The following is an 18,445-nucleotide window of genomic DNA, read 5'->3' on the forward strand; positions in this document are numbered from 1 at the left end:
AACCATCGCGCTCGGTGAGCGTTTGACCATCACGCAGGGTTGCCGGGATAACCGGCCCGCTGCACTATCTCATTGAAAGGTAAGTCGATTTCAATGCCTGACAGCAGTTCGTACCTGGTCATTCCTTCGTCCGTATTGTGGCTCCTTGGGTTTGCAGTTGTCAGTATCTCGATCCTCATCATCGCGACGATGGTTCTGCGGGCACGCCGGAGTGGCATCCACACCGGGGAAACCGAGCCCGCTGGCAGCCTGTTACCGGAATTCGAGAAGAACGGGCAGTCCGCGACCGCTTCGCTCGTCCAATGGTCGCCGGAAACGCTACGCCACATTTTGGCAAAGGAACTTCCGGACGCCCAGGTGATCGTGGTTTCAAATCGTGAGCCGTATATCCACAACCGAAAGGGCGACGACGTCCAGCTGGTCGTACCTGCCAGCGGCCTCGTCTCCGCCCTGGAACCGATCACCCGCGCCTGCGCGGGCACGTGGATCGCCTATGGAGGCGGTTCGGCCGATGCGCTGGTGGTCGACGAAAATGACCGGGTGGAGGTGCCGCCCGAAAATCCTTCCTACACGTTGCGGCGTGTCTGGCTGAGCGAAGAAGAACAGCAGGGTTATTATCTCGGCTTTGCCAATGAAGGCCTCTGGCCGTTGTGCCATATTGCCTTCACCCGGCCGATATTCCGCACCTCCGATTGGGAGACTTACGAGGCGGTCAACCGTAAATTCGCCGACACCGTTGTGGCGGAAGCCCGCAACGAGCAGCCGATCGTGCTGGTCCAGGACTACCATTTCGCGTTGCTGCCGCGGATGATCCGGGAGCGCCTTCCGGAAGCCACCATCATCACCTTCTGGCACATCCCATGGCCGAATTCGGAGGTGTTCAGCATCTGCCCGTGGCGCGAGAAGATTCTCGAGGGCCTGCTCGGCAGCTCGATTGTCGGCTTTCATACCCAGTTTCATTGCAACAACTTCATCGAGAGCGTCGACCGTTTCCTGGAAAGCAGGATCGAGCGCGAGGATTCGGCCATCTCCTATGGCGGCGAGATCAGCCTCGTTCATGCGTATCCGATTTCGATCGAATGGCCGCCGGCGCAACTGGGCAAACTGCCTGACGTGGTGCAATGCCGCCGGCGCATCCGCGAGAGATTCGGCCTGGCCGACAATGTCAGGCTGTGCGTGGGCGTTGAACGTCTCGACTACACCAAGGGCATCCTCGATCGCTTCGACGCACTCGATGAGCTCCTGAAGCTTCATCCGGAATGGATCGGCAAGGTGGCGTTGCTGCAGATCGCCGCGCCCAGCCGCGGCACCTTGCCCGCCTATCAGCAATTGTACGATGAGTGCCTGCGCCATGCCGAGGATCTCAACCAGCGTTATGGCCGCGAAGGCTACAAACCTATCCTTATGGTGACGGAACATCACTCGCAGGAGCAGGTCTACGAGATCTACCGCGCCGCCGATGTCTGCATGGTCACAAGCCTGCATGACGGCATGAACCTGGTCGCCAAGGAGTTTGTCGCGGCGCGTGACGACGAACAGGGCGTCCTGCTGCTCAGCATGTTCGCAGGCGCTTCCAAGGAGCTGCTCGAGGCGCTGATCGTCAACCCCTATGACGCGGCGACGATGGGCGACGCCTTGCTGCAGGCCCTGACCATGTCGCAGGAGGAGCAGCGCCAACGCATGCAGCGCATGCGCGAGATCGTTCGCGACAACAATGTCTATCGATGGGCGGGCAGCATGCTCCTCGATGCAGCGCGCCTGCGCAAGCGCGTTGCGGTCGATCGTGCCGTCGGCGCGGCTCCCGCGGCGCCTGGCAACGTGATATCGTTGCTCGATCGCAAACGGGTGGCGGCGCTGTGATGCCGGTATCGCCAAACCTGCCGGCACCGGCTCTTCCGCAAGGGCCATGGGCCCTGTTCCTGGATATCGACGGCACGCTTCTCGAACATGCCGCGCATCCCGACGCGGTGGTCGTCGGCGATGAGCTACGCGCGCTGCTGGCAAGCCTCGAAGCCCGATTGGATGGAGCGTTGGCGTTTATCACGGGTCGATCGATTGCCGCCGTCGACAATCTCTTCCAGCCGCTCAGATTGCGCGCCGCCGGTCTCTATGGCCTCGAACACAGGCTGGCGCGGGACGGCCCGGTCGAGGCCGCCGGCGAGCCGGCCGACATAGCCGCACTTGCCCAGGAAATCGAGGCCGAACTGGACAACGCTGATGTCTATATCGAGCGCAAGGGGCCGATCCTGGCCATTCACACGCGCGCGGCGCCGCATTTGCTGCGGCGCGCAACACAGTTGGTCGAACAGGCGCTGGGCAGACTGCCCGCGGGATATAGGGTGCTTGCCGGCAATGCCGGGGTCGAACTGATGCCGCTGGAGGCGGCGAAGGGAGCGGCTATAAGGCGCTTCATGGAAGAGCCGGCTTTCAGCGGACGGCGCCCGGTATTCCTTGGCGACGACACTTCAGATGAAAACGGCTTCGAAGTCGTCAATGAAATGGACGGCGTCTCGGTGCGCATCAAACCACGCGGACCGACCGCCGCGCGCCATGCGCTAACCGGTGTCGAGGAGGCGCTGGTCTGGCTCGATGCCGCGAACCACAGCAATGCGGAGAAATCGGCCGGTCTGGTCGCGACATGAAAATCGGAGGAGCCGGCAATGACCCAATTCACCAGCCTCATCCGCGAGATCATGCCCAGCTGGCTACGCCGGCGCTCGCGCCGGAACGTGCAAGAGAGCGAGCCAGGCTTCGATCCGTCGCGCCCGGAGGATGCCGACATGGTCTGGCGCGGCATCGTCGAAAAGGATCTCTTTGGAGCCAACACGCCGGACTATGCGGAAACCCTGGAGAAAGAAACCAATCGCCACTGATGGTTGGTTAGTTCTCGAAGAGCAGTGAAACGTTGCCGCCGGCATGACGCTCGAGCCGACCGGCGAGATCGAGTTCCAGCAACACCATGAAAACCTGGGCCGGATGCAGGCCGGTATGGCGGATGATCTCGTCGACCGGCACCGGAGTCGGTCCCAGTGCCTGGATCACCTTGGCACGGTCGCTCTCGCCGGGTGGCGGTGTGGCCGAAAAGTCGGGCGGGTCTTCGAACGGCGGCATCTCGGGCGCCCGCATGCCGGTCAGCGGCGCGATCGCCCTGGAAATGTCCGACGCCTCGGTGACCAGCGTGGCGCCGTCCTTGAGCAAGCCGTTGGTGCCGGCCGCGCGAGGGTCAAGTGGCGACCCCGGCACCGCGAAAACCAGCCGCCCCATCTCGCCGGCAAGCCTGGCGCTGATCAAGGAACCCGAGCGCTGCGCCGCCTCGATCACCGCCAGCCCGAGAGCAGCACCCGCGACAAGGCGGTTGCGGCGCGGGAAATCCTGGGCACGCGGCTGCCAGCCGAACGGCATTTCCGAGATGACGGCTCCACGCTCGGCGATTTCGTCGCACAGGCCGGCATTTTCAGGGGGGTAGGGCAGGTCGAGGCCTCCCGCCAGGACACCGATCGTGCCGGTTGCAAGACTGCCCTGATGCGCCGCGGTGTCGATGCCGCGCGCCAGGCCAGAGACGATCGCATAGCCGTCGCGGCCAAGATCAGCCGCCAGCATGCGTGCCATCTTGATGCCGGCGAGCGATGCGTTGCGGGCGCCGACGATGGCGATCCCCGGCAGCCGGAACACGCTGGCATTGCCCTTGACCGCCAGCAACGGCGGCGGGTGGTCCATGCCGCGCAGCAGCGGCGGATAGTCGGCTTCGCCAATGCCGACGAAGCGGGCGCCGGCCCGCCGGGCTGCCTCCATCTCGGCCTCGGCTTCGGCAATGGAAGGAATGCGGGCGATCCGATTGGCGCCGCCCGAAATCATCAGTTCCGGCAGCACTTCCAGCGCGACCTCGGCCGAACCGAAGCGGTTGATCAGGTCGCGGAAGGAGGCAGGACCGACATTTTGGGTGCGGATTAGCCGCAGCCAGCTCAGCCGCTGCCGGTCGCTGAGGCGCGGCCCGGCGGCCGGCTCGCTCACCGCGGTGGCGTGCTCGCTCACCCCTTGGCTCCGATCTTGCCCTCGGTCCCGACAAGCAGGCGCGAAATGTTCTCCCGGTGCTTGATGAAGACGATGATGCTCATCACCACGAACAGCAGGGCAACCTGCGGCGTGCTCAGGACATAAAGCGCGATCGGCACGACGACGGCCGCCGTCAATGCGGCAAGCGAGGAGAAGCGGAGCAGGAAAGCCATTACCAGCCAGACGACGGCGAAGATCAGCGCCACTTGCCAGGCAAGCCCGATCAGCACGCCGAGATAGGTGGCGACACCCTTGCCGCCCTTGAAACCCAGCCAGGCTGGGAAGAGATGGCCGAGAAAGGCGCCGAAACCAGCCCAGACCGCGGTTTCAGGCGCAAAGTGGGCTGCTATCAGCACGGCGGCCGTGCCTTTCAGCGCATCGAGCAGCAATGTCGCCGCGGCAAGTCCCTTGTTGCCTGTGCGCAGGACATTGGTGGCGCCGATATTGCCCGAACCGATTTTGCGCACGTCGCCGAGGCCGGCGGCGCGTGTCAGCAACAGGCCGAAGGGGATCGAGCCCAAGAGATAGCCGAACACCAACGCCAGGATTGGACCGTAAGTCATTGTTTCCCCCGCAAGTTCTCTTGGTCGGCCAGGCCGGCGCGATGCGCCGCGGCTGGCTCAGATCGAGAACACTGTGCGGCCCGCGACCAGCGTTTGCAAGACCTTGCCCTGCAGGCGCGCGCCTTCGAAACAGGTGTTTTTCGAGCGCGAACGAATGCCGCCCTCGCTGACGATCCACGGCTCGTCGAGGTCGACCAGCACGAGATCGGCCATTGCGCCCGGCTTCAGCGTGCCGCCGGATAACCCGAACAGCCTTGCCGGCGCGGTGGAGAGCGTCTCGATCAGCCGCAGCAATGGCACGTCGCCATTGTGGTAGAGCCGCAAGGCCGCGCCGAGCAATGTCTCCAGCCCGATGGCGCCGGCGGCTGCGTCGGCGAAGGGCAGGCGCTTGGTGTCGACATCCTGCGGATCGTGCGAGGAGACGATGATGTCGACCGTACCGTCCCTGACCGCCTCGATCATCGCCAGCCGGTCTTCCTCGGCGCGCAACGGCGGCGTCAGGCGGAAAAAGGTGCGGTATTCGCCGACGTCGTTTTCATTGAGCGACAGATTGTGGATCGACACGCCCGACGTCACATCGGCGCCATCGGCCTTCGCCCGGGTCACGGCTGCCGCTGCCATCGCTGTCGAGATCTTCGCCGCGTGGTAGGAACCACGCGTCAGGCGCGCCAGGGCAAGATCGCGCTCGAGCGGAATGGACTCGGCTTCACGCGGTATGCCGGAAAGGCCAAGCCAGCTCGCGTAGAGGCCCTCGTTCATCACGCCGGCCGAAGCGAGGTCGGCATCCTGCGTCTCATGCACGATGGTGGCCCCGAAATCGCGCGCATAAGTCAGCGCGCGGCGCATCACCAGCGCGCTTGATATGGTGTGGCGGCCGTCGGTGAAAGCGACGGCGCCGGCCTCGCGCAACAGGCCGAATTCGGTCATCTCGCGGCCATCGAGGCCTTTGGTGATCGCCGCCGCCGGAAAGATGTTGACGACGGCCGTGTCCTTGGCGGTGCGCAGCACGAACTCGACCAGCGCAACATTGTCGATCACCGGGTCGGTGTCGGGCATCATGACGACGGAGGTGACGCCGCCGGCCGCCGCGGCGAGGCTTGCCGAAGCGATGGTTTCGCGATGCTCGCCGCCCGGCTCGCCGATGAAGACGCGGCCGTCGATAAGGCCTGGAATGATCGTCTTGCCGGCGCAGTCGACAACGGTAGCGCCCTCGGGGATGCCCTGGTTCAGCGCCGCCTTGCCGGCGGCGGCGATCCTGCGGCCATCGACGATGACGGAGCCGATCTCGTCGATGCCGCGCGAGGGGTCGACGATGCGGGCGCGTTCAAAGACGGTCGTGGTCATGCGCCGCGCCCCTCTTGACTACGCCCTTCTTGATTGCGGCGGGGGTCGAGCAGCGCTTCCATCACCGCCATGCGTACGGCGACGCCCATCTCCACCTGTTCCTGGATGACGCTTTGCGGACCATCGGCGATTTCCGAGGCGATCTCGACGCCACGATTCATCGGCCCGGGATGCATGACCAACGCATCGTCCTTGGCCGCCTTCAGCTTTTCGGCGTCGAGCCCGAAATAGCGGAAATATTCGCGCACCGAGGGCACGAAGGCGCCTTCCATCCGTTCGCGCTGCAGGCGCAGCATCATCACCACGTCGGCATCCTTCAAGCCTTCGGCCATGGAGCGGGTGACGATGACGCCCATCCTGTCGATGCCGGAAGGCAGCAGCGTCGAAGGCGCGACGACCCGCACCTGCGCGCCGAGCGCGTTGAGCAGCATGATGTTGGAGCGCGCCACGCGCGAATGCAGGATGTCGCCGCAGATCGCCACGATCAGCTTCGACAGCGGACCCTTGGCGCGGCGGATGGTCAGCGCGTCGAGCAGCGCCTGTGTCGGATGCTCATGCGCACCGTCGCCGGCATTGACCACCGAGCAGCCGACCTTCTGCGCCAGAAGGGCAGCGGCGCCCGCCGACTGGTGGCGGATGATCAATATATCGGGCCGCATGGCGTTCAGCGTCATCGCCGTGTCGATGAGCGTCTCGCCCTTCTTCACCGAGGAGCTTGCCACCGACATGTTCATGACATCGGCACCCAACCGTTTTCCGGCCAGCTCGAACGACGACTGCGTCCGGGTCGAGGCCTCGTAGAAGAGGTTGATCTGGGTGCGGCCGCGCAGCGTCGAGGTCTTTTTCTCGGATTGCCTGGAGATCGCGACCGCGCGATCCGCCCGGTCGAGCAAAAGCTCGATGTCGGCGGGCGAAAGGTCGCTGATGCCCAGAAGATGGCGGTGAGGGTAGAGTGGCAGGGACGAAGCGTCGGTCATCTCAAGGGGCTGCTATAGGGTGAGGACTTTGCGCCCGCAAGCGTCAGCTTTCGATTGAAGCCTTTCTCCCCGGTATTTTCGTCGCGCGGGTTGCACGGCTTGGCTATATCTAGCCGATGGCCTCGGATTCGTGGCTTTTCGACGATAAGGGCCTTTCTGCCGAAAGAAGGATTGGCTGCCGAAAAAAGGATTGGGCGTGACCGACGACGTAACGAACCAGCCGCCGCCGCTTGCGGGCGGCAACGCTTGGCGAGGCGATCCGTTACTGATCCAGCTTGCCGAGCGCTTTTCCGATCCGGTCCGCAAGGATTTGGATGGGCTGGGCCGTTTCGTCCTGACGCAGGAGGCGCAGGAACTGGCACGCCTCGCCAATGTCGAGACGCCGAAGCTCAGGACGCATGACCGCCAGGGTCGGCGCATCGATCTTGTCGAGTTCCATCCCGCCTACCATGCCTTGATGCGCCGCTCGGTGGCAAACGGGCTGCACTCCTCGGTCTGGGAAAATGGCGATGCCGAGATCGGCCGCCGCCATCAGGTGCGTGCCGCCCGTTTCTACCTGACCGCCGAGCTCGAAACCGGGCACCTTTGCCCCATCACCATGACCAGCGCCTCGCTTGCCGCCCTGATGGCCAGTCCAAAGCTGTTCCGCGAATGGGCGCCGCGCGTGACGACGCGCAAATACGACCAGAGCCAGAAGCCGCCGGTCGACAAGACCGGACTGACGCTCGGCATGGGCATGACCGAGAAACAGGGCGGCACCGATGTGCGCGCCAATGTGACCAGGGCCGAGCGGGCCGGCAGCGGTTTTTATCGCCTGACCGGCCACAAATGGTTCATGTCGGCGCCGATGTCGGACGCCTTCCTGGTGCTCGCGCAGGCGCCGGAAGGCCTGTCCTGCTTCCTGGTGCCGCGCGTCCTCGGCGACGGATCTGGCAACGGCTTCCGCTTCCAGCGGCTGAAGGACAAGCTCGGCAACCGCTCCAACGCGTCCTCCGAGGTGGAATTCGTCAACGCCATCGGCGAGATGGTCGGCGAGCCCGGCGCCGGCGTGAAGACGATCATGGACATGGTCACCTTGACGCGGCTCGACTGCGCGGTGGCATCGTCGGCGATCATGCGGGCAGGGCTGGCCGAAGCAGTCCATCATGCCCGTCATCGCCAGGTGTTCGGCTCACCGTTGATCGAGCAGCCGCTGATGCAGCGTGTGCTGGCCGACATGGCGCTCGATGTCGCCGCCGCTACCGCGCTGTCGTTTCGGCTGGCGCGCTCCTTCGACGAGGCGGCGAGCGATCGCGGCGAGGCGGCGTTTGCCCGCGCCATGACGCCGGTCGTCAAATACTGGGTCTGCAAGATCGCGCCGCCGCTGCTTTACGAGGCAATGGAGTGCCTTGGCGGCAATGGTTATGTCGAGGAGGCGCCGCTCGCCCGCTATTACCGCGAGGCGCCGGTCAACGCGATCTGGGAAGGGTCGGGCAATGTCATGGCGCTCGACGTGCTGCGCGTGCTCGGCCGCGCGCCCGGCTTGTTCGAGGAAGTGCTGGCCGGCATCGACCGCGACCTCGGCGCCGGCGGGCGCGGCACGATCGGCGTGCTGAAGGCGGCGATGCAGGTCGCATCGACCGACGAGGGATCGGCCCGGCTGCTCACGGAACAACTGGCTCTGTCGGCCGCGGCGGCGGAACTGCGCCGGCTGGGGGCAGGGCGGATTGCCGATGCCTTCGTCGAGACGCGCCTGGCCGGCCAGTGGCGCAACACCTATGGCATGCTCGATGCGCGCCACGACGCGCGCATGATCATCGACACGCTCTATCCGCCGGTGAATTGAACCCGTAGGCGGCGCATCGCCGGGTCCGGGAGTGCCGATCGCGCGCCTGTGGACCGCCGTTAACCTTAACAAATGGTTTCCGTTGCGGCGACGGACGGCAAAGCCCACTGTCGTTCCTGTCGAAGCAGGAATCATGATGCGACACGTATTGACCTCGTTTTTGTCCGTGCATTGGGCGATCGTTTTCGCCCTGCTCGCGCTGATCTGCATGGATGGGGACCGCGGCGTGGCGGCGGCTCTTGGTGTGCTCGGCGTGACGATCGAGAGTGCGCGCTTCGTCGACCTGAAGAACATCGTCGTGGTCGCGCCGCTGGCGACCGCATTGCTGGTCGTGTCGGTGCTGTTTTTCTGGGCCTTCGTCGATACGCTCATCAACGACGGGATCAGCCCGGGTGCAGACAGTGTGGTGCGCATCGCCTTCATCTCCGCGTCCGGTGTCCTGTCGATCATCCTTGTCGGCGGCGCGGCGCAAGGCATCAACGGTCTGTTCATGGTGGTCGCCGTGCAACTGGCGGCACTTCTGGCCTCCTATGTCGCAATGCTCGCCGAGCGGCGCTCGGCGGCCGTGTCGGACGACGCCGACTTCCGCGCCACGGCGCACAGCATGGCGAAGGCAGCGGCGCACAATTCGCTGCTCTCCCTGATATCGGGCCGCAACCAGACCGGGCCCAAAGGGAAGGGTGGCCGCTGATGCGCTACATCTTCGCATTGTGGGCGGGTCCGATGGCGCTGTTCTGGGGCTGGTTCTACCTGTCGCTCAACGACATGAATTTCGGCTATGTCATGCTGACCCGGCAGCTGCACGATTTCGTGTTCCAGCTCTATGGCCAGATGCTCGGCATCGATCCGGCAATCATCCCCGGCATGGTGGCAAAGGCCTGCATCTTCGACGGGTTTCTGCTGATGGCGATATGGGCGTTTCGCCGCCGTCGCGAAATCCTGGATTGGGTCAAGCGGCGCTGGGCGGGTCCGGTTCCGTTCGATCGGATGCAGCGAGCGACTGAAGCCGGTCCAAAACTCCCTGCAGAATAAAGGCGGCCGCCGCCGAATCGATCTTGCCGGCGCGTTTGGCGCGCGAGAAATCCATCTCGATCAATGTCCTTTCGGCCGCGACCGTCGACAGCCTCTCATCCCAGAACACGAAGGGCAGATCGCTGAGCTGTGCCATGTTGCGCACGAAGGCGCGCGATTTCTGGGCGCGGGGACCTTCCGACCCGTCCATGTTGATCGGCAGCCCGATCACCACCGCACCGGCGTTCTCCTTCTTCAGCAAGGCCAGAAGGACGGCGGCATCGAGTGAGAATTTCCTCCGGATGATGACCGGGCGCGGATGCGCGAAGGAGAACCCCCGGTCCGAAACCGCGACGCCGATCGTCTTGTCGCCGAGATCGAGCCCCGCCAGCGTCCTGCCATCGGCGAGCCGTGCCGGCAATTGCTCAATCGTGATGATAGCCAACGGTTTTCCTTTGTCTTTTTCAGCGCCGCGTGTTCTTCCGGATGCCCGGCGGACACTATACCCTTTGATCTCAAGTTGATCTCAGGGCCATCGGCCTTCTATCCTCTGGCACGGTAAAAATCGAGGAATGCATTCATGAAACTGACCTGGTACGGCCATTCGGCCTTCCGCATCGAAACCGGCGACGCCAAGATCCTCATCGACCCCTATCTGATCGGAAATCCGTCATGGACGGGGGGCTGGGAAGAGCCGGCGGAAGGGATCACGCATGTGCTGCTGACGCACGGGCACAGCGACCACATCAGCGGTGCGCTGGAAGTGCTCGGCAAAAGCGGCGCCCAGCTGGTCGCGAATTTCGAGATCTGCATGTATCTGGTCGGCAAAGGCGTCAGCGACAAGAAGATCAATCCCGGCAATATCGGTGGCACGGTCGATTGCGGCGGCTTCACCACGACATTCGTCCAGGCGCTGCACTCCTCCTCGTTTGGCGAAGACGGTGGTAGGAACGTCTATCTCGGCAATCCGGGCGGGCTGGTTCTGCATTTCCCGGAAGACAGCACGCTCTACCACATGGGCGACACCGACATCTTTTCCGACATGGCGCTGATCAACGAGCTGCATGAGCCGAAGATCGGCATCGTGCCGATCGGCGACCGCTTCACCATGGGCGGTGCGGTCGCGGCACTTGCCTGCCGCCGTTTCTTCAAGTTCGACACGGTTGTTCCTTGCCACTTCGGGACCTTTCCGATGATCGATCCGACGCCCGAAAAATTCGAGGCCGGCCTGGAAGGGTCCGGCGTGAAGGTTGCGTTGCCGAAAATCGGTGAGACGATTACGATCTAGAAACAGCCAAAGCGGAACAAATCCATGGCGTTGGGGCGATCTCTTTGCGTGTCGATGTTTGTCGCGGCGTCACCCGCGCTTGCCGCGGATGATTTCATCGATGGGGTCTATCTTCAGTCTGAGGAACTTTGCGCACAGGCAAAGAAGGACACGCTGCAGACACTGATCGACACCGGAAACATCGTGCTTTCGGCGCACGGCCTGCAAGGCGTCGAATACAATTGCGAGTTCCTGCAGGTCAGCAAGGCGACGCGCTCTCCAAGCTGGGCGGTGACGGCGATCTGCCAGGAACCGGGCTATGTCTTTCCAGATGTCCTGTCGGTGACACAGACCAGCCCGACGCAGATCGACCTCGTGTCGGTTCGGCCCATCGACGACGAAAGCGAGGCGAGCGGCAACAGCGGCAGCTACTATCTATGCGAGGGCGTTGCGCTGCCATGACGATACTGAGCCGTGTAAGATCGCTTCTTGGCGGTAAGCGGCCTGTGTTCCGAAGACTGGAACTGCATGTCGCGCATGGCTGCAACCTGTCGTGCGAAAGCTGCTCGCACTATTCCAATCACGCGCATTCCGGCACCGTCTCGCTCGATGAGGCGGATCGCTGGATGGGGCATTGGAGCCGGCGCGTGTCGGTCAAGCGGTTCACCTTGCTGGGCGGCGAACCCAGCATCCATCCGCAACTGCCGGGTTTCGTCGGGCTGGTGCGGCGGCACTGGCCGCGCGCCAGCATGGAGATCGTCAGCAACGGCTTCTTCCTGCATCGCCACCCGACATTGCCGGCCATCCTGGCCGCCGATCCCGACGCGCGGCTGATCGTCTCGGTCCATCATGATTCCGAGGAATATCGCGAGAGGCTGAAACCGGTTTTCGATCTGCTGGAGGCGTGGCGGCGAGACCACAAGGTCCTAATCGAGCTGCGTCCGTCGGACAAGAACTGGACCCGGCGCTACGAAGGTTTCGGCAATGCCATGACGCCTTTCGATGATCGCGATCCTCGTTCTAGCTGGGAAATCTGCCCGGCTCGCCATTGCAAGCAGTTGCATGACGGGCAGATCTGGAAATGCGCCCCGCTGGCCTATCTGCCGATGCAGAAGGGAAAGTACCGGCTGTCCGAGAAGTGGGACCCGTATCTCGCCTACCAGCCGCTCGATCCCGGTTGCTCCAATGCCGAACTGCAGGCGTTCGCCGCACTGGAGGATGAGGCTGCTTGCGGCATGTGCCCGGCAAAGCAGCGCTTTTTCGAATTGCCCAATCCGTTGCGCCGCCCCAAGGATCGGGCCAGCGCTTCCGTAGCCTAGCATTGCTTCCGATACGATGCATGTTGCGTGCCGCGCGCGGCGCCGCTATAGCCCGGACTGGTTTTTCCCCGAGGCAAATACATGTCCGTTGATCTTCAGACAGTGAAGCGCGTCGCGCGTCTCGCCCGCATCGCGGTGAGCGAAGAGGATGCAGAACGCATGACCGGCGAGCTGAATGCCATCCTTGGCTTTGTCGAACAGCTCAACGAGGTCGATGTTTCCGGCGTCGAGCCGATGACCTCGGTGACGCCGATGGAGATGAAGAAGCGCGGCGATGTCGTCACCGACGGCAACAAGGCGGCCGACATCGTCGCCAACGCGCCGGCCACCGAAGAGAATTTCTTCCTTGTGCCGAAGGTCGTGGAGTAGGGGCCGATGGCAATCGAGATCGCCGTCGAGACGCCGCTGCAGGACGATGTGCGCGGCCTGGTCAGGGAACTCAACGAGACCTTGCTCGAACTGACGCCGCCGGAGCACTGCTACCACATGACGGTCGAGCAGATGGCCGGCCAGGACACGACCGTTTTCATCGCCCGCGACGACGGTGTCGCCATTGGCTGTGGCGCGCTGAAGCGCCATGGCGATGCCATCGGCGAGGTCAAGCGCATGTACACGCGGCCTTCGCATCGCGGCCGCAAGATCGGCGCCGGTATCGTCGAGCGGGTCGAGGCGTTGGCGCGGCAGGAAGGACTGAAGCGGCTGGTGCTGGAGACAGGCGATCGTCATCCCGCGGCATGGACCGTCTACGAACGTGCCGGGTTCTCGCGCTGCGGCCCGGTGCTGGATTATCCCGATTCCCAGTGGTCGGTGTTTTACGAAAAGAGCCTTTGATGAGCGACCTCACCCGACTGACGATTTCGCAGGCCCGCGCCAAGCTGCGCGGCAAGGAAATCACCGCGACCGAGATTACCGATGCCTATCTCTCGGCGATCGATCGCGCCAATCCGGCGCTCAATGCCTATGTGGCGGTGACCGGCGACAAGGCGCGCGACATGGCCAAGGCGTCCGACGCCAGGCTGGTCAAGGGCGAGGGCGGCGCGCTGGAAGGCATTCCGCTGGGGATCAAGGATCTGTTCGGCACCGACGGTGTCCACACCCAGGCCTGCAGCCATGTGCTCGACGGCTTCAAGCCGCGGTATGAATCGACCGTCACCGCCAATCTGTGGGCCGACGGTGCGGTCATGCTGGGCAAGCTCAACATGGACGAATTCGCCATGGGCTCGTCCAACGAGACTTCTTATTACGGCCCGGTCATCAATCCGTGGCGGCGTTCGCGCGTCGACACGGTGGTGATGCCGACGACGCATCAGGGCGACGGCGGCTTCGTATCGGCCGGCGGCACGAAAACGCAGCGCACCCTGGACAATGCGCAGCTGGTGCCGGGTGGCTCTTCCGGCGGCTCGGCGACCGCCGTATCGGCTTTCCTGTGCGCCGGCGCCACGGCAACGGACACCGGCGGCTCGATCCGCCAGCCGGCCGCCTTCACCGGTACGGTCGGCATCAAGCCGACCTATGGCCGATGCTCGCGCTGGGGCATCGTCGCCTTCGCTTCGTCGCTCGACCAGGCCGGGCCGATCGCGCGCGACGTGCGCGATGCCGCGATCCTGCTCAAATCCATGGCCTCCGTCGATCCGAAGGACACCACTTCGGTCGACCGGCCGGTGCCCGATTATGAAGCGGCGATCGGCAAGCCGATCAACGGCATGAAGGTCGGCATTCCCAAGGAATACCGCGTCGACGGCATGCCCGAGGAGATCGAGGCACTGTGGCAGAAGGGCATTGCCTGGCTCAGGGACGCCGGCGCCGAGATCGTCGACATTTCCCTGCCGCACACCAAATACGCGCTCCCGGCCTATTACATCGTGGCGCCGGCCGAGGCGTCGTCCAACCTGGCGCGCTATGACGGCGTCCGCTACGGCTTGCGCGTGCCGGGCAAGGACATCGTCGAGATGTACGAGAAGACCCGCGCCGCCGGCTTCGGCCGCGAGGTCAAGCGCCGCATCATGATCGGCACCTATGTGCTGTCGGCCGGCTATTACGATGCCTATTATCTGCAGGCGCAGAAGGTGCGTAACCTGATCAAGCGCGATTTCGAGAACGTCTTTGCCGCCGGCATCGACGTCATCCTGACCCCGGCGACGCCGTCCGCCGCCTTCGGCATCGCCGACGAGGACATGGCCGCCGATCCAGTCAAGATGTACCTCAATGACATTTTCACGGTCACCGTGAACATGGCCGGCCTGCCCGGCATCGCAGTGCCCGCCGGACTCGACCCCAAGGGGCTGCCGCTTGGCCTGCAGCTGATCGGCAGGCCGTTCGAGGAAGAGACGCTGTTCCAGACTGCCGCCGTCATCGAACAGGCGGCAGGCACGTTCCAGCCGGAGAAGTGGTGGTAACATGTCGCCCCCGTCTCGCATTTCCATCATCGAGACGGGATATGAACTGCTGATTACAAATCCGCCCAGGCGTTCAGCCATCAGGGTCGGCTTTCTTCTTCTCTCGATCGCAATCGTCGCCGTCACCACCAAATGGGGGCTGTTCGACAAATCGCCGGCAACGGTCGCGAGTGGCCTTTTCGGCCTGATGTCATTTCTGGCGATTGCCGGGTTTCTCGCATATTTTCTCGGCAAGGAGTTCATCTGGCTCGCATCGGGAGGCGAAACGCTGCGGATCGCGAAAGACACGATTGTCCGCGAAATCAGGGGCACTCCGTTCCGTGATCGCGCCTTCCTCACATATAACGGGCAGCTCACTGCCGAGGTCCTGGAACACACCTATCCGACCGACGACACCGGACTGAAGGAAGTGGTTCGCTTGGCCACGGCAAGCGGGCCAATCTCGTTCGGACGGGAACTCGATCGTTCGGAGGCTGAGGCTGTTGCGGAAGCCGTCAGGCGCTTTGCCGCCCGCCGCACTCTAGGCAGATCGTAGGGGCAGATCGTAGGGGGAAAGCGTGTTCTACTATCTTTCCAAGATCCTGTGGTTCTTCATCCAGCCGCTCAACCTGACGATCTTCCTGCTTCTGGCGGGGCTGATCGCCGGGATGGTCGGCCGGCGTCGGCTGGCCGTCACCGGCAGCATGCTCGCCGTCCTGATCCTTGCGCTGTCGGCCTGGACGTCGCTTGGCGCCATTATGCTCAATCCGCTGGAGGAACGCTTTCCACGGCCGCCGCTGCCGCAAAAGGTGGACGGCATCGTCGTGCTCGGCGGTGGGTTCGAGGGGGCCATCAACCTCACGCGCGGCGGCTATGAATTGAGCAGCAGCGGCGATCGCATGGTCGAGACCGCAATCCTCGCCCGGCGCTTCCCGCAGGCCAAGGTGGTCGTATCCGGCGGAAACGGTTCGCTTTTCCTTGATGGCGAGGGCGACGCCGACACCGCGCCCCGCCTGCTCGGCCCCCTGGGTGTATCGGCCGATCGTCTCGTCCTCGAGGACAAGTCCCGCAACACCTATGAAAACGCGGTCTTCAGCCGCAAGCTCGTCGAACCGAAGCCGGGCGAGACCTGGCTGCTGGTGACCTCCGCCTTCCACATGCCACGGGCCAAGGCGCTGTTCGACAAGGCTGGTTTTCCAACCGTTCCGTGGCCGGTCGACTATCGCACCTCGGGCAAGGAAGGGGTCGGCCTGTTTCGCGACAATGCGGCCGATTCACTTGAGAATACGACCATGGCGATCCGCGAATGGATCGGATTGTTCGCCTATTGGCTGTCCGGCCGCATCGACCGGCCTTTTCCGGCGCCGGGCGGCTGACCGATGACGGCGCGCCGCGCTGCCGAGAAGAACTGGCGCCGCACCAGCACGGCCAGCAGCAGAAGCGTCGACAGCACGAACACCACCGGATCGACGAACCAGCCGAGATAGCCGATCGAGAAGAACACGCCGCGCAGGCCGGAGTTGAAATGCTTGCCGGCCAGCATGTTCATCTGCGCGGCGCGCCAAACCGCCGTTTCGGTGACCGGGTTGCGCGAGGCTTCGCCATGCGGGATCGGCACCGCGCCGATCAGGATCGTGCAATAATTGAACAGCCGGTACGCCCAGCCGAATTTGAAGAAGGAAAAGGCCAGGATCAGTACCAGTCCTAGCACCTTTATCTGAAAGGCCGAGCGTGACGGCGCACCGCCCAAAGGCAGGTCGCTCAGCACTTCGAGCACCCGGTCGGACGCGCCGAGCAGAGCAAAGCAGCCGCCGAGCGCGATCAGCGAACTGGAGGCGAAGAAGGCGGTTCCCTGCTGCAGGCCGCTCATGATGGCGGTGTCGACGATGCGGATCTCGCGCTCGGCCATGGTGCGCATCCAGGCCTCGCGTTGCGCGTTCATCGCCGTGGTCAGCGACACGCGGCTGACCAGCCGGCCGTCGGAGGCGAGCGTGTGCAGCAGCCACGCGGCGAGGAAGAGACCCAACGCCGCGAGGTCGGCCGTCGAAAGATCGAGGGAATCGCGCATGAGCTGAATTTATCACATTCGGCGTGACCGCTTCGATCGCTGGTATCGAGCGATAGGCAACCGATGTCGCTGCCAGAGCAAACAAGGTCGGCAGGTGCCGCGCCGCGATTGTCAAAAGAGCGGAAACATCCTGGGAATTCCTATATGTAATCCTCGACGTGACCCAGGAGACAGCGTGTTCCTTTCGGTTTTCGACCTGTTCAAGATCGGCATCGGCCCCTCGAGCTCGCACACGATGGGTCCGATGACGGCCGCGCGGCGGTTTCTCGACGAGGTCGCGGGGGACGACTGGCCACGCCCCGCCGGCGCCAAGGTCGACCGCATCGGCGCCAGCCTGCATGGTTCGCTCGCCTATACCGGCATCGGCCATGGCAGCGACCGCGCCGTTATCCTGGGACTTGCCGGCCAGACGCCGCAAACGGTCGATCCGGACCGGGCCGACGAGATCGTCAACCGCATCACCGCCGACAGATTGATTTCACCGCCCGGTCACCCCTCCTACCGTTTCGATCCGGCCACCGATCTTGTGCTCGACCGCAAGACGCCGCTCACGGGGCATGCCAACGGCATGGCGTTCTACGCCTATGACGCCGGCGGCCGCCTGCTGCTCAAGCGCATCTACTATTCGATCGGAGGAGGTTTCGTCGTTTCGGAAGAAGAGTTGCAGCGGATGAAAGCCAAGGGGTCGGTGACGACAGAGGGCAAGAAGGTGCCCTATCCCTTCAAGAATGCCGTCGAGATGCTGAAGATGGCGGCCAAGAGCGGGCTCTCCATCGCCGAACTGAAGCGCGTCAACGAGGAAACGCAAATGACGCGCGAGGAACTCGATGCCGGCCTCGACGCCATCTGGAGCGCCATGAAGGGTTGCATCGATCGTGGCCTGTCGCAGGACGGCATCATGCCAGGCGGGCTGAAGGTGCGGCGCCGCGCGCGCATGCTGCACGACAAGCTGCAGGAACAATGGCAGCAGAACCGGCCGAACCCCTTGCTCGCCAACGATTGGCTGTCGATCTACGCCATGGCGGTCAACGAGGAGAATGCGGCGGGCGGCCGCGTCGTCACCGCGCCGACCAATGGGGCCGCGGGCACGCTGCCGGCGGTGCTGCGCTACTGGCTACATTTCCACCCCGAGGCCGACCAGCCTAGCATCCGCGACTTCCTGCTGACGGCGGCAGCGGTCGGCGGCATCATCAAGACCAACGCCTCGATCTCGGGCGCCGAAGTCGGCTGCCAGGGCGAGGTTGGCTCTGCTTCGGCAATGGCCGCGGCTGGGCTGTGTGCCGTCATGGGCGGCACGCCCGAGCAGGTCGAGAATGCCGCCGAGATCGCGCTCGAACATCATCTCGGCATGACCTGCGATCCGGTCGGCGGGCTTGTGCAGGTGCCGTGCATCGAGCGCAATGCGCTGGGCGCGGTCAAGGCCGTGACCGCTGCGTCGCTGGCGATCAAGGGCGACGGCGTGCATTTCGTGCCGCTCGACGCGGCGATCGAGACCATGCGCCAGACCGGCCTCGACATGAACGAGAAGTACAAGGAAACCAGCCTTGGCGGTCTCGCCGTCAATGTCGTGGAGTGCTGAGGTTTCTGGCCTAAACCGGCACTGTGGAGAAGTCCGTCAGGCCGTTGACGTCCCGGCGCTCCGG

At 64.0% G+C, this 18,445-nt stretch carries 21 protein-coding genes; 15 read left to right on the forward strand and 6 right to left on the reverse strand.

Annotated elements, in window-relative coordinates; translation table 11 throughout:
• The first annotated feature begins 93 nt into the window (after positions 1-93).
• Genes LB568_RS08345 through LB568_RS08355 form a run of 3 tightly spaced genes read left to right on the forward strand, consistent with a single transcriptional unit; the run spans position 94 to position 2,873 of the window.
• Entirely contained in the window at positions 94-1,860 is a 1,767-nt protein-coding gene (locus LB568_RS08345) for an alpha,alpha-trehalose-phosphate synthase (UDP-forming) (protein WP_224729830.1), read from the forward strand.
• Complete coding sequence (gene otsB / locus LB568_RS08350) at positions 1,860-2,642, forward strand: trehalose-phosphatase (RefSeq protein WP_224729831.1); 783 nt, start codon at positions 1,860-1,862, stop codon at positions 2,640-2,642. Before LB568_RS08345 ends, otsB begins: the two co-directional genes overlap by 1 nt.
• 18 nt (positions 2,643-2,660) lie before the next feature.
• Positions 2,661-2,873: a hypothetical protein gene (locus tag LB568_RS08355; protein WP_224729832.1), complete on the forward strand. Its 213-nt coding sequence runs from the start codon at positions 2,661-2,663 to the stop codon at positions 2,871-2,873.
• Between the two features lie 7 nt (positions 2,874-2,880).
• Here the strand turns inward: LB568_RS08355 and dprA are convergent, their stop codons facing one another.
• Genes dprA through LB568_RS08375 form a run of 4 tightly spaced genes read right to left on the reverse strand, consistent with a single transcriptional unit; the run spans position 2,881 to position 6,937 of the window.
• On the reverse strand, positions 2,881-4,011 hold the full coding sequence (gene dprA / locus LB568_RS08360; RefSeq protein WP_224729929.1) for a DNA-processing protein DprA: 1,131 nt from the start codon (positions 4,009-4,011) through the stop codon (positions 2,881-2,883).
• A gap of 17 nt (positions 4,012-4,028) precedes the next feature.
• Positions 4,029-4,616, reverse strand: a complete 588-nt coding sequence (gene plsY, locus LB568_RS08365; RefSeq protein WP_224729833.1) for a glycerol-3-phosphate 1-O-acyltransferase PlsY — start codon at positions 4,614-4,616, stop codon at positions 4,029-4,031.
• Between the two features lie 57 nt (positions 4,617-4,673).
• Positions 4,674-5,960, reverse strand: a complete 1,287-nt coding sequence (locus LB568_RS08370) for a dihydroorotase (RefSeq protein WP_224729834.1) — start codon at positions 5,958-5,960, stop codon at positions 4,674-4,676.
• Positions 5,957-6,937, reverse strand: a complete 981-nt coding sequence (locus LB568_RS08375; RefSeq protein ID WP_013895331.1) for an aspartate carbamoyltransferase catalytic subunit — start codon at positions 6,935-6,937, stop codon at positions 5,957-5,959. The genes LB568_RS08370 and LB568_RS08375 overlap by 4 nt, the downstream gene beginning before the upstream one ends.
• A gap of 196 nt (positions 6,938-7,133) precedes the next feature.
• On the opposite strand from LB568_RS08375, the gene LB568_RS08380 reads away from it, so the two are divergent.
• The 3 genes from LB568_RS08380 to LB568_RS08390 all read left to right on the forward strand — a co-directional run bounded on the left by LB568_RS08380 (position 7,134) and on the right by LB568_RS08390 (position 9,794).
• Positions 7,134-8,762 carry a DNA alkylation response protein gene (locus LB568_RS08380; protein ID WP_013895332.1) on the forward strand — a complete coding sequence of 543 codons (1,629 nt, stop codon included), beginning with the start codon at positions 7,134-7,136 and terminating at the stop codon, positions 8,760-8,762.
• A 136-nt stretch (positions 8,763-8,898) separates the two neighbouring features.
• Positions 8,899-9,453: a hypothetical protein gene (locus LB568_RS08385; RefSeq protein ID WP_013895333.1), complete on the forward strand. Its 555-nt coding sequence runs from the start codon at positions 8,899-8,901 to the stop codon at positions 9,451-9,453.
• Positions 9,453-9,794: a DUF6105 family protein gene (locus LB568_RS08390; RefSeq protein WP_013895334.1), complete on the forward strand. Its 342-nt coding sequence runs from the start codon at positions 9,453-9,455 to the stop codon at positions 9,792-9,794. Before LB568_RS08385 ends, LB568_RS08390 begins: the two co-directional genes overlap by 1 nt.
• On the opposite strand, the gene ruvX is transcribed toward LB568_RS08390, so the two are convergent.
• Positions 9,712-10,218 carry a Holliday junction resolvase RuvX gene (ruvX, locus tag LB568_RS08395; RefSeq protein ID WP_224729835.1) on the reverse strand — a complete coding sequence of 169 codons (507 nt, stop codon included), beginning with the start codon at positions 10,216-10,218 and terminating at the stop codon, positions 9,712-9,714. The genes LB568_RS08390 and ruvX overlap by 83 nt on opposite strands.
• 135 nt (positions 10,219-10,353) lie before the next feature.
• Between ruvX and LB568_RS08400 the strand changes: the two genes are divergently transcribed.
• The 8 genes from LB568_RS08400 to LB568_RS08435 all read left to right on the forward strand — a co-directional run bounded on the left by LB568_RS08400 (position 10,354) and on the right by LB568_RS08435 (position 16,110).
• Positions 10,354-11,061, forward strand: a complete 708-nt coding sequence (locus LB568_RS08400; RefSeq protein ID WP_224729836.1) for a metal-dependent hydrolase — start codon at positions 10,354-10,356, stop codon at positions 11,059-11,061.
• 24 nt (positions 11,062-11,085) lie between these two features.
• Positions 11,086-11,502, forward strand: coding sequence for a hypothetical protein (locus LB568_RS08405; protein WP_224729837.1), 417 nt, complete (start codon positions 11,086-11,088; stop codon positions 11,500-11,502).
• Between the two features lie 44 nt (positions 11,503-11,546).
• Complete coding sequence (locus LB568_RS08410; RefSeq protein WP_224729838.1) at positions 11,547-12,359, forward strand: radical SAM protein; 813 nt, start codon at positions 11,547-11,549, stop codon at positions 12,357-12,359.
• Between the two features lie 81 nt (positions 12,360-12,440).
• Positions 12,441-12,728: an Asp-tRNA(Asn)/Glu-tRNA(Gln) amidotransferase subunit GatC gene (gene gatC / locus LB568_RS08415; protein ID WP_013895338.1), complete on the forward strand. Its 288-nt coding sequence runs from the start codon at positions 12,441-12,443 to the stop codon at positions 12,726-12,728.
• A gap of 6 nt (positions 12,729-12,734) precedes the next feature.
• A complete protein-coding gene (locus tag LB568_RS08420) occupies positions 12,735-13,190 on the forward strand; it encodes a GNAT family N-acetyltransferase (protein ID WP_224729839.1) in 456 nt (151 codons plus the stop codon).
• Positions 13,190-14,755 carry an amidase gene (locus tag LB568_RS08425; RefSeq protein WP_224729840.1) on the forward strand — a complete coding sequence of 522 codons (1,566 nt, stop codon included), beginning with the start codon at positions 13,190-13,192 and terminating at the stop codon, positions 14,753-14,755. Before LB568_RS08420 ends, LB568_RS08425 begins: the two co-directional genes overlap by 1 nt.
• A gap of 1 nt (position 14,756) precedes the next feature.
• Entirely contained in the window at positions 14,757-15,290 is a 534-nt protein-coding gene (locus LB568_RS08430) for a hypothetical protein (protein ID WP_224729841.1), read from the forward strand.
• Between the two features lie 22 nt (positions 15,291-15,312).
• Positions 15,313-16,110 (forward strand): YdcF family protein, encoded by a 798-nt coding sequence (locus tag LB568_RS08435; protein WP_224729842.1) that lies wholly within the window; start codon positions 15,313-15,315, stop codon positions 16,108-16,110.
• On the opposite strand, the gene LB568_RS08440 is transcribed toward LB568_RS08435, so the two are convergent.
• On the reverse strand, positions 16,059-16,802 hold the full coding sequence (locus LB568_RS08440) for a DUF599 domain-containing protein (RefSeq protein ID WP_013895343.1): 744 nt from the start codon (positions 16,800-16,802) through the stop codon (positions 16,059-16,061). The genes LB568_RS08435 and LB568_RS08440 overlap by 52 nt on opposite strands.
• A 175-nt stretch (positions 16,803-16,977) precedes the next feature.
• Between LB568_RS08440 and LB568_RS08445 the strand changes: the two genes are divergently transcribed.
• The gene (locus LB568_RS08445; protein WP_224729843.1) at positions 16,978-18,381 is read left to right on the forward strand and encodes an L-serine ammonia-lyase; all 1,404 of its coding nucleotides are present in this window, start codon (positions 16,978-16,980) and stop codon (positions 18,379-18,381) included.
• Positions 18,382-18,445 lie beyond the last annotated feature (64 nt).

Origin of the sequence: Mesorhizobium sp. B263B2A (genome assembly GCF_020165775.1) — a bacterium.
In the GTDB taxonomy this organism is placed as follows: Bacteria; Pseudomonadota; Alphaproteobacteria; order Rhizobiales; family Rhizobiaceae; genus Mesorhizobium; species Mesorhizobium opportunistum.

Bases quoted from the DNA above. Each gene is read 5' to 3' on its own strand.
- LB568_RS08400 (WP_224729836.1), top strand. From the start codon at position 10,354: ATGAAACTGACCTGGTACGGCCATTCGGCCTTCCGCATCGAAACCGGC.
- gatC (WP_013895338.1), top strand. From the start codon at position 12,441: ATGTCCGTTGATCTTCAGACAGTGAAGCGCGTCGCGCGTCTCGCCCGC.
- LB568_RS08390 (WP_013895334.1), top strand. From the start codon at position 9,453: ATGCGCTACATCTTCGCATTGTGGGCGGGTCCGATGGCGCTGTTCTGG.
- LB568_RS08420 (WP_224729839.1), top strand. From the start codon at position 12,735: ATGGCAATCGAGATCGCCGTCGAGACGCCGCTGCAGGACGATGTGCGC.
- LB568_RS08385 (WP_013895333.1), top strand. From the start codon at position 8,899: ATGCGACACGTATTGACCTCGTTTTTGTCCGTGCATTGGGCGATCGTT.
- plsY (WP_224729833.1), bottom strand. From the start codon at position 4,616: ATGACTTACGGTCCAATCCTGGCGTTGGTGTTCGGCTATCTCTTGGGC.
- LB568_RS08440 (WP_013895343.1), bottom strand. From the start codon at position 16,802: ATGCGCGATTCCCTCGATCTTTCGACGGCCGACCTCGCGGCGTTGGGT.
- LB568_RS08375 (WP_013895331.1), bottom strand. From the start codon at position 6,937: ATGACCGACGCTTCGTCCCTGCCACTCTACCCTCACCGCCATCTTCTG.
- LB568_RS08370 (WP_224729834.1), bottom strand. From the start codon at position 5,960: ATGACCACGACCGTCTTTGAACGCGCCCGCATCGTCGACCCCTCGCGC.
- LB568_RS08355 (WP_224729832.1), top strand. From the start codon at position 2,661: ATGACCCAATTCACCAGCCTCATCCGCGAGATCATGCCCAGCTGGCTA.
- LB568_RS08425 (WP_224729840.1), top strand. From the start codon at position 13,190: ATGAGCGACCTCACCCGACTGACGATTTCGCAGGCCCGCGCCAAGCTG.
- otsB (WP_224729831.1), top strand. From the start codon at position 1,860: ATGCCGGTATCGCCAAACCTGCCGGCACCGGCTCTTCCGCAAGGGCCA.
- LB568_RS08345 (WP_224729830.1), top strand. From the start codon at position 94: ATGCCTGACAGCAGTTCGTACCTGGTCATTCCTTCGTCCGTATTGTGG.
- LB568_RS08430 (WP_224729841.1), top strand. From the start codon at position 14,757: ATGTCGCCCCCGTCTCGCATTTCCATCATCGAGACGGGATATGAACTG.
- LB568_RS08405 (WP_224729837.1), top strand. From the start codon at position 11,086: ATGGCGTTGGGGCGATCTCTTTGCGTGTCGATGTTTGTCGCGGCGTCA.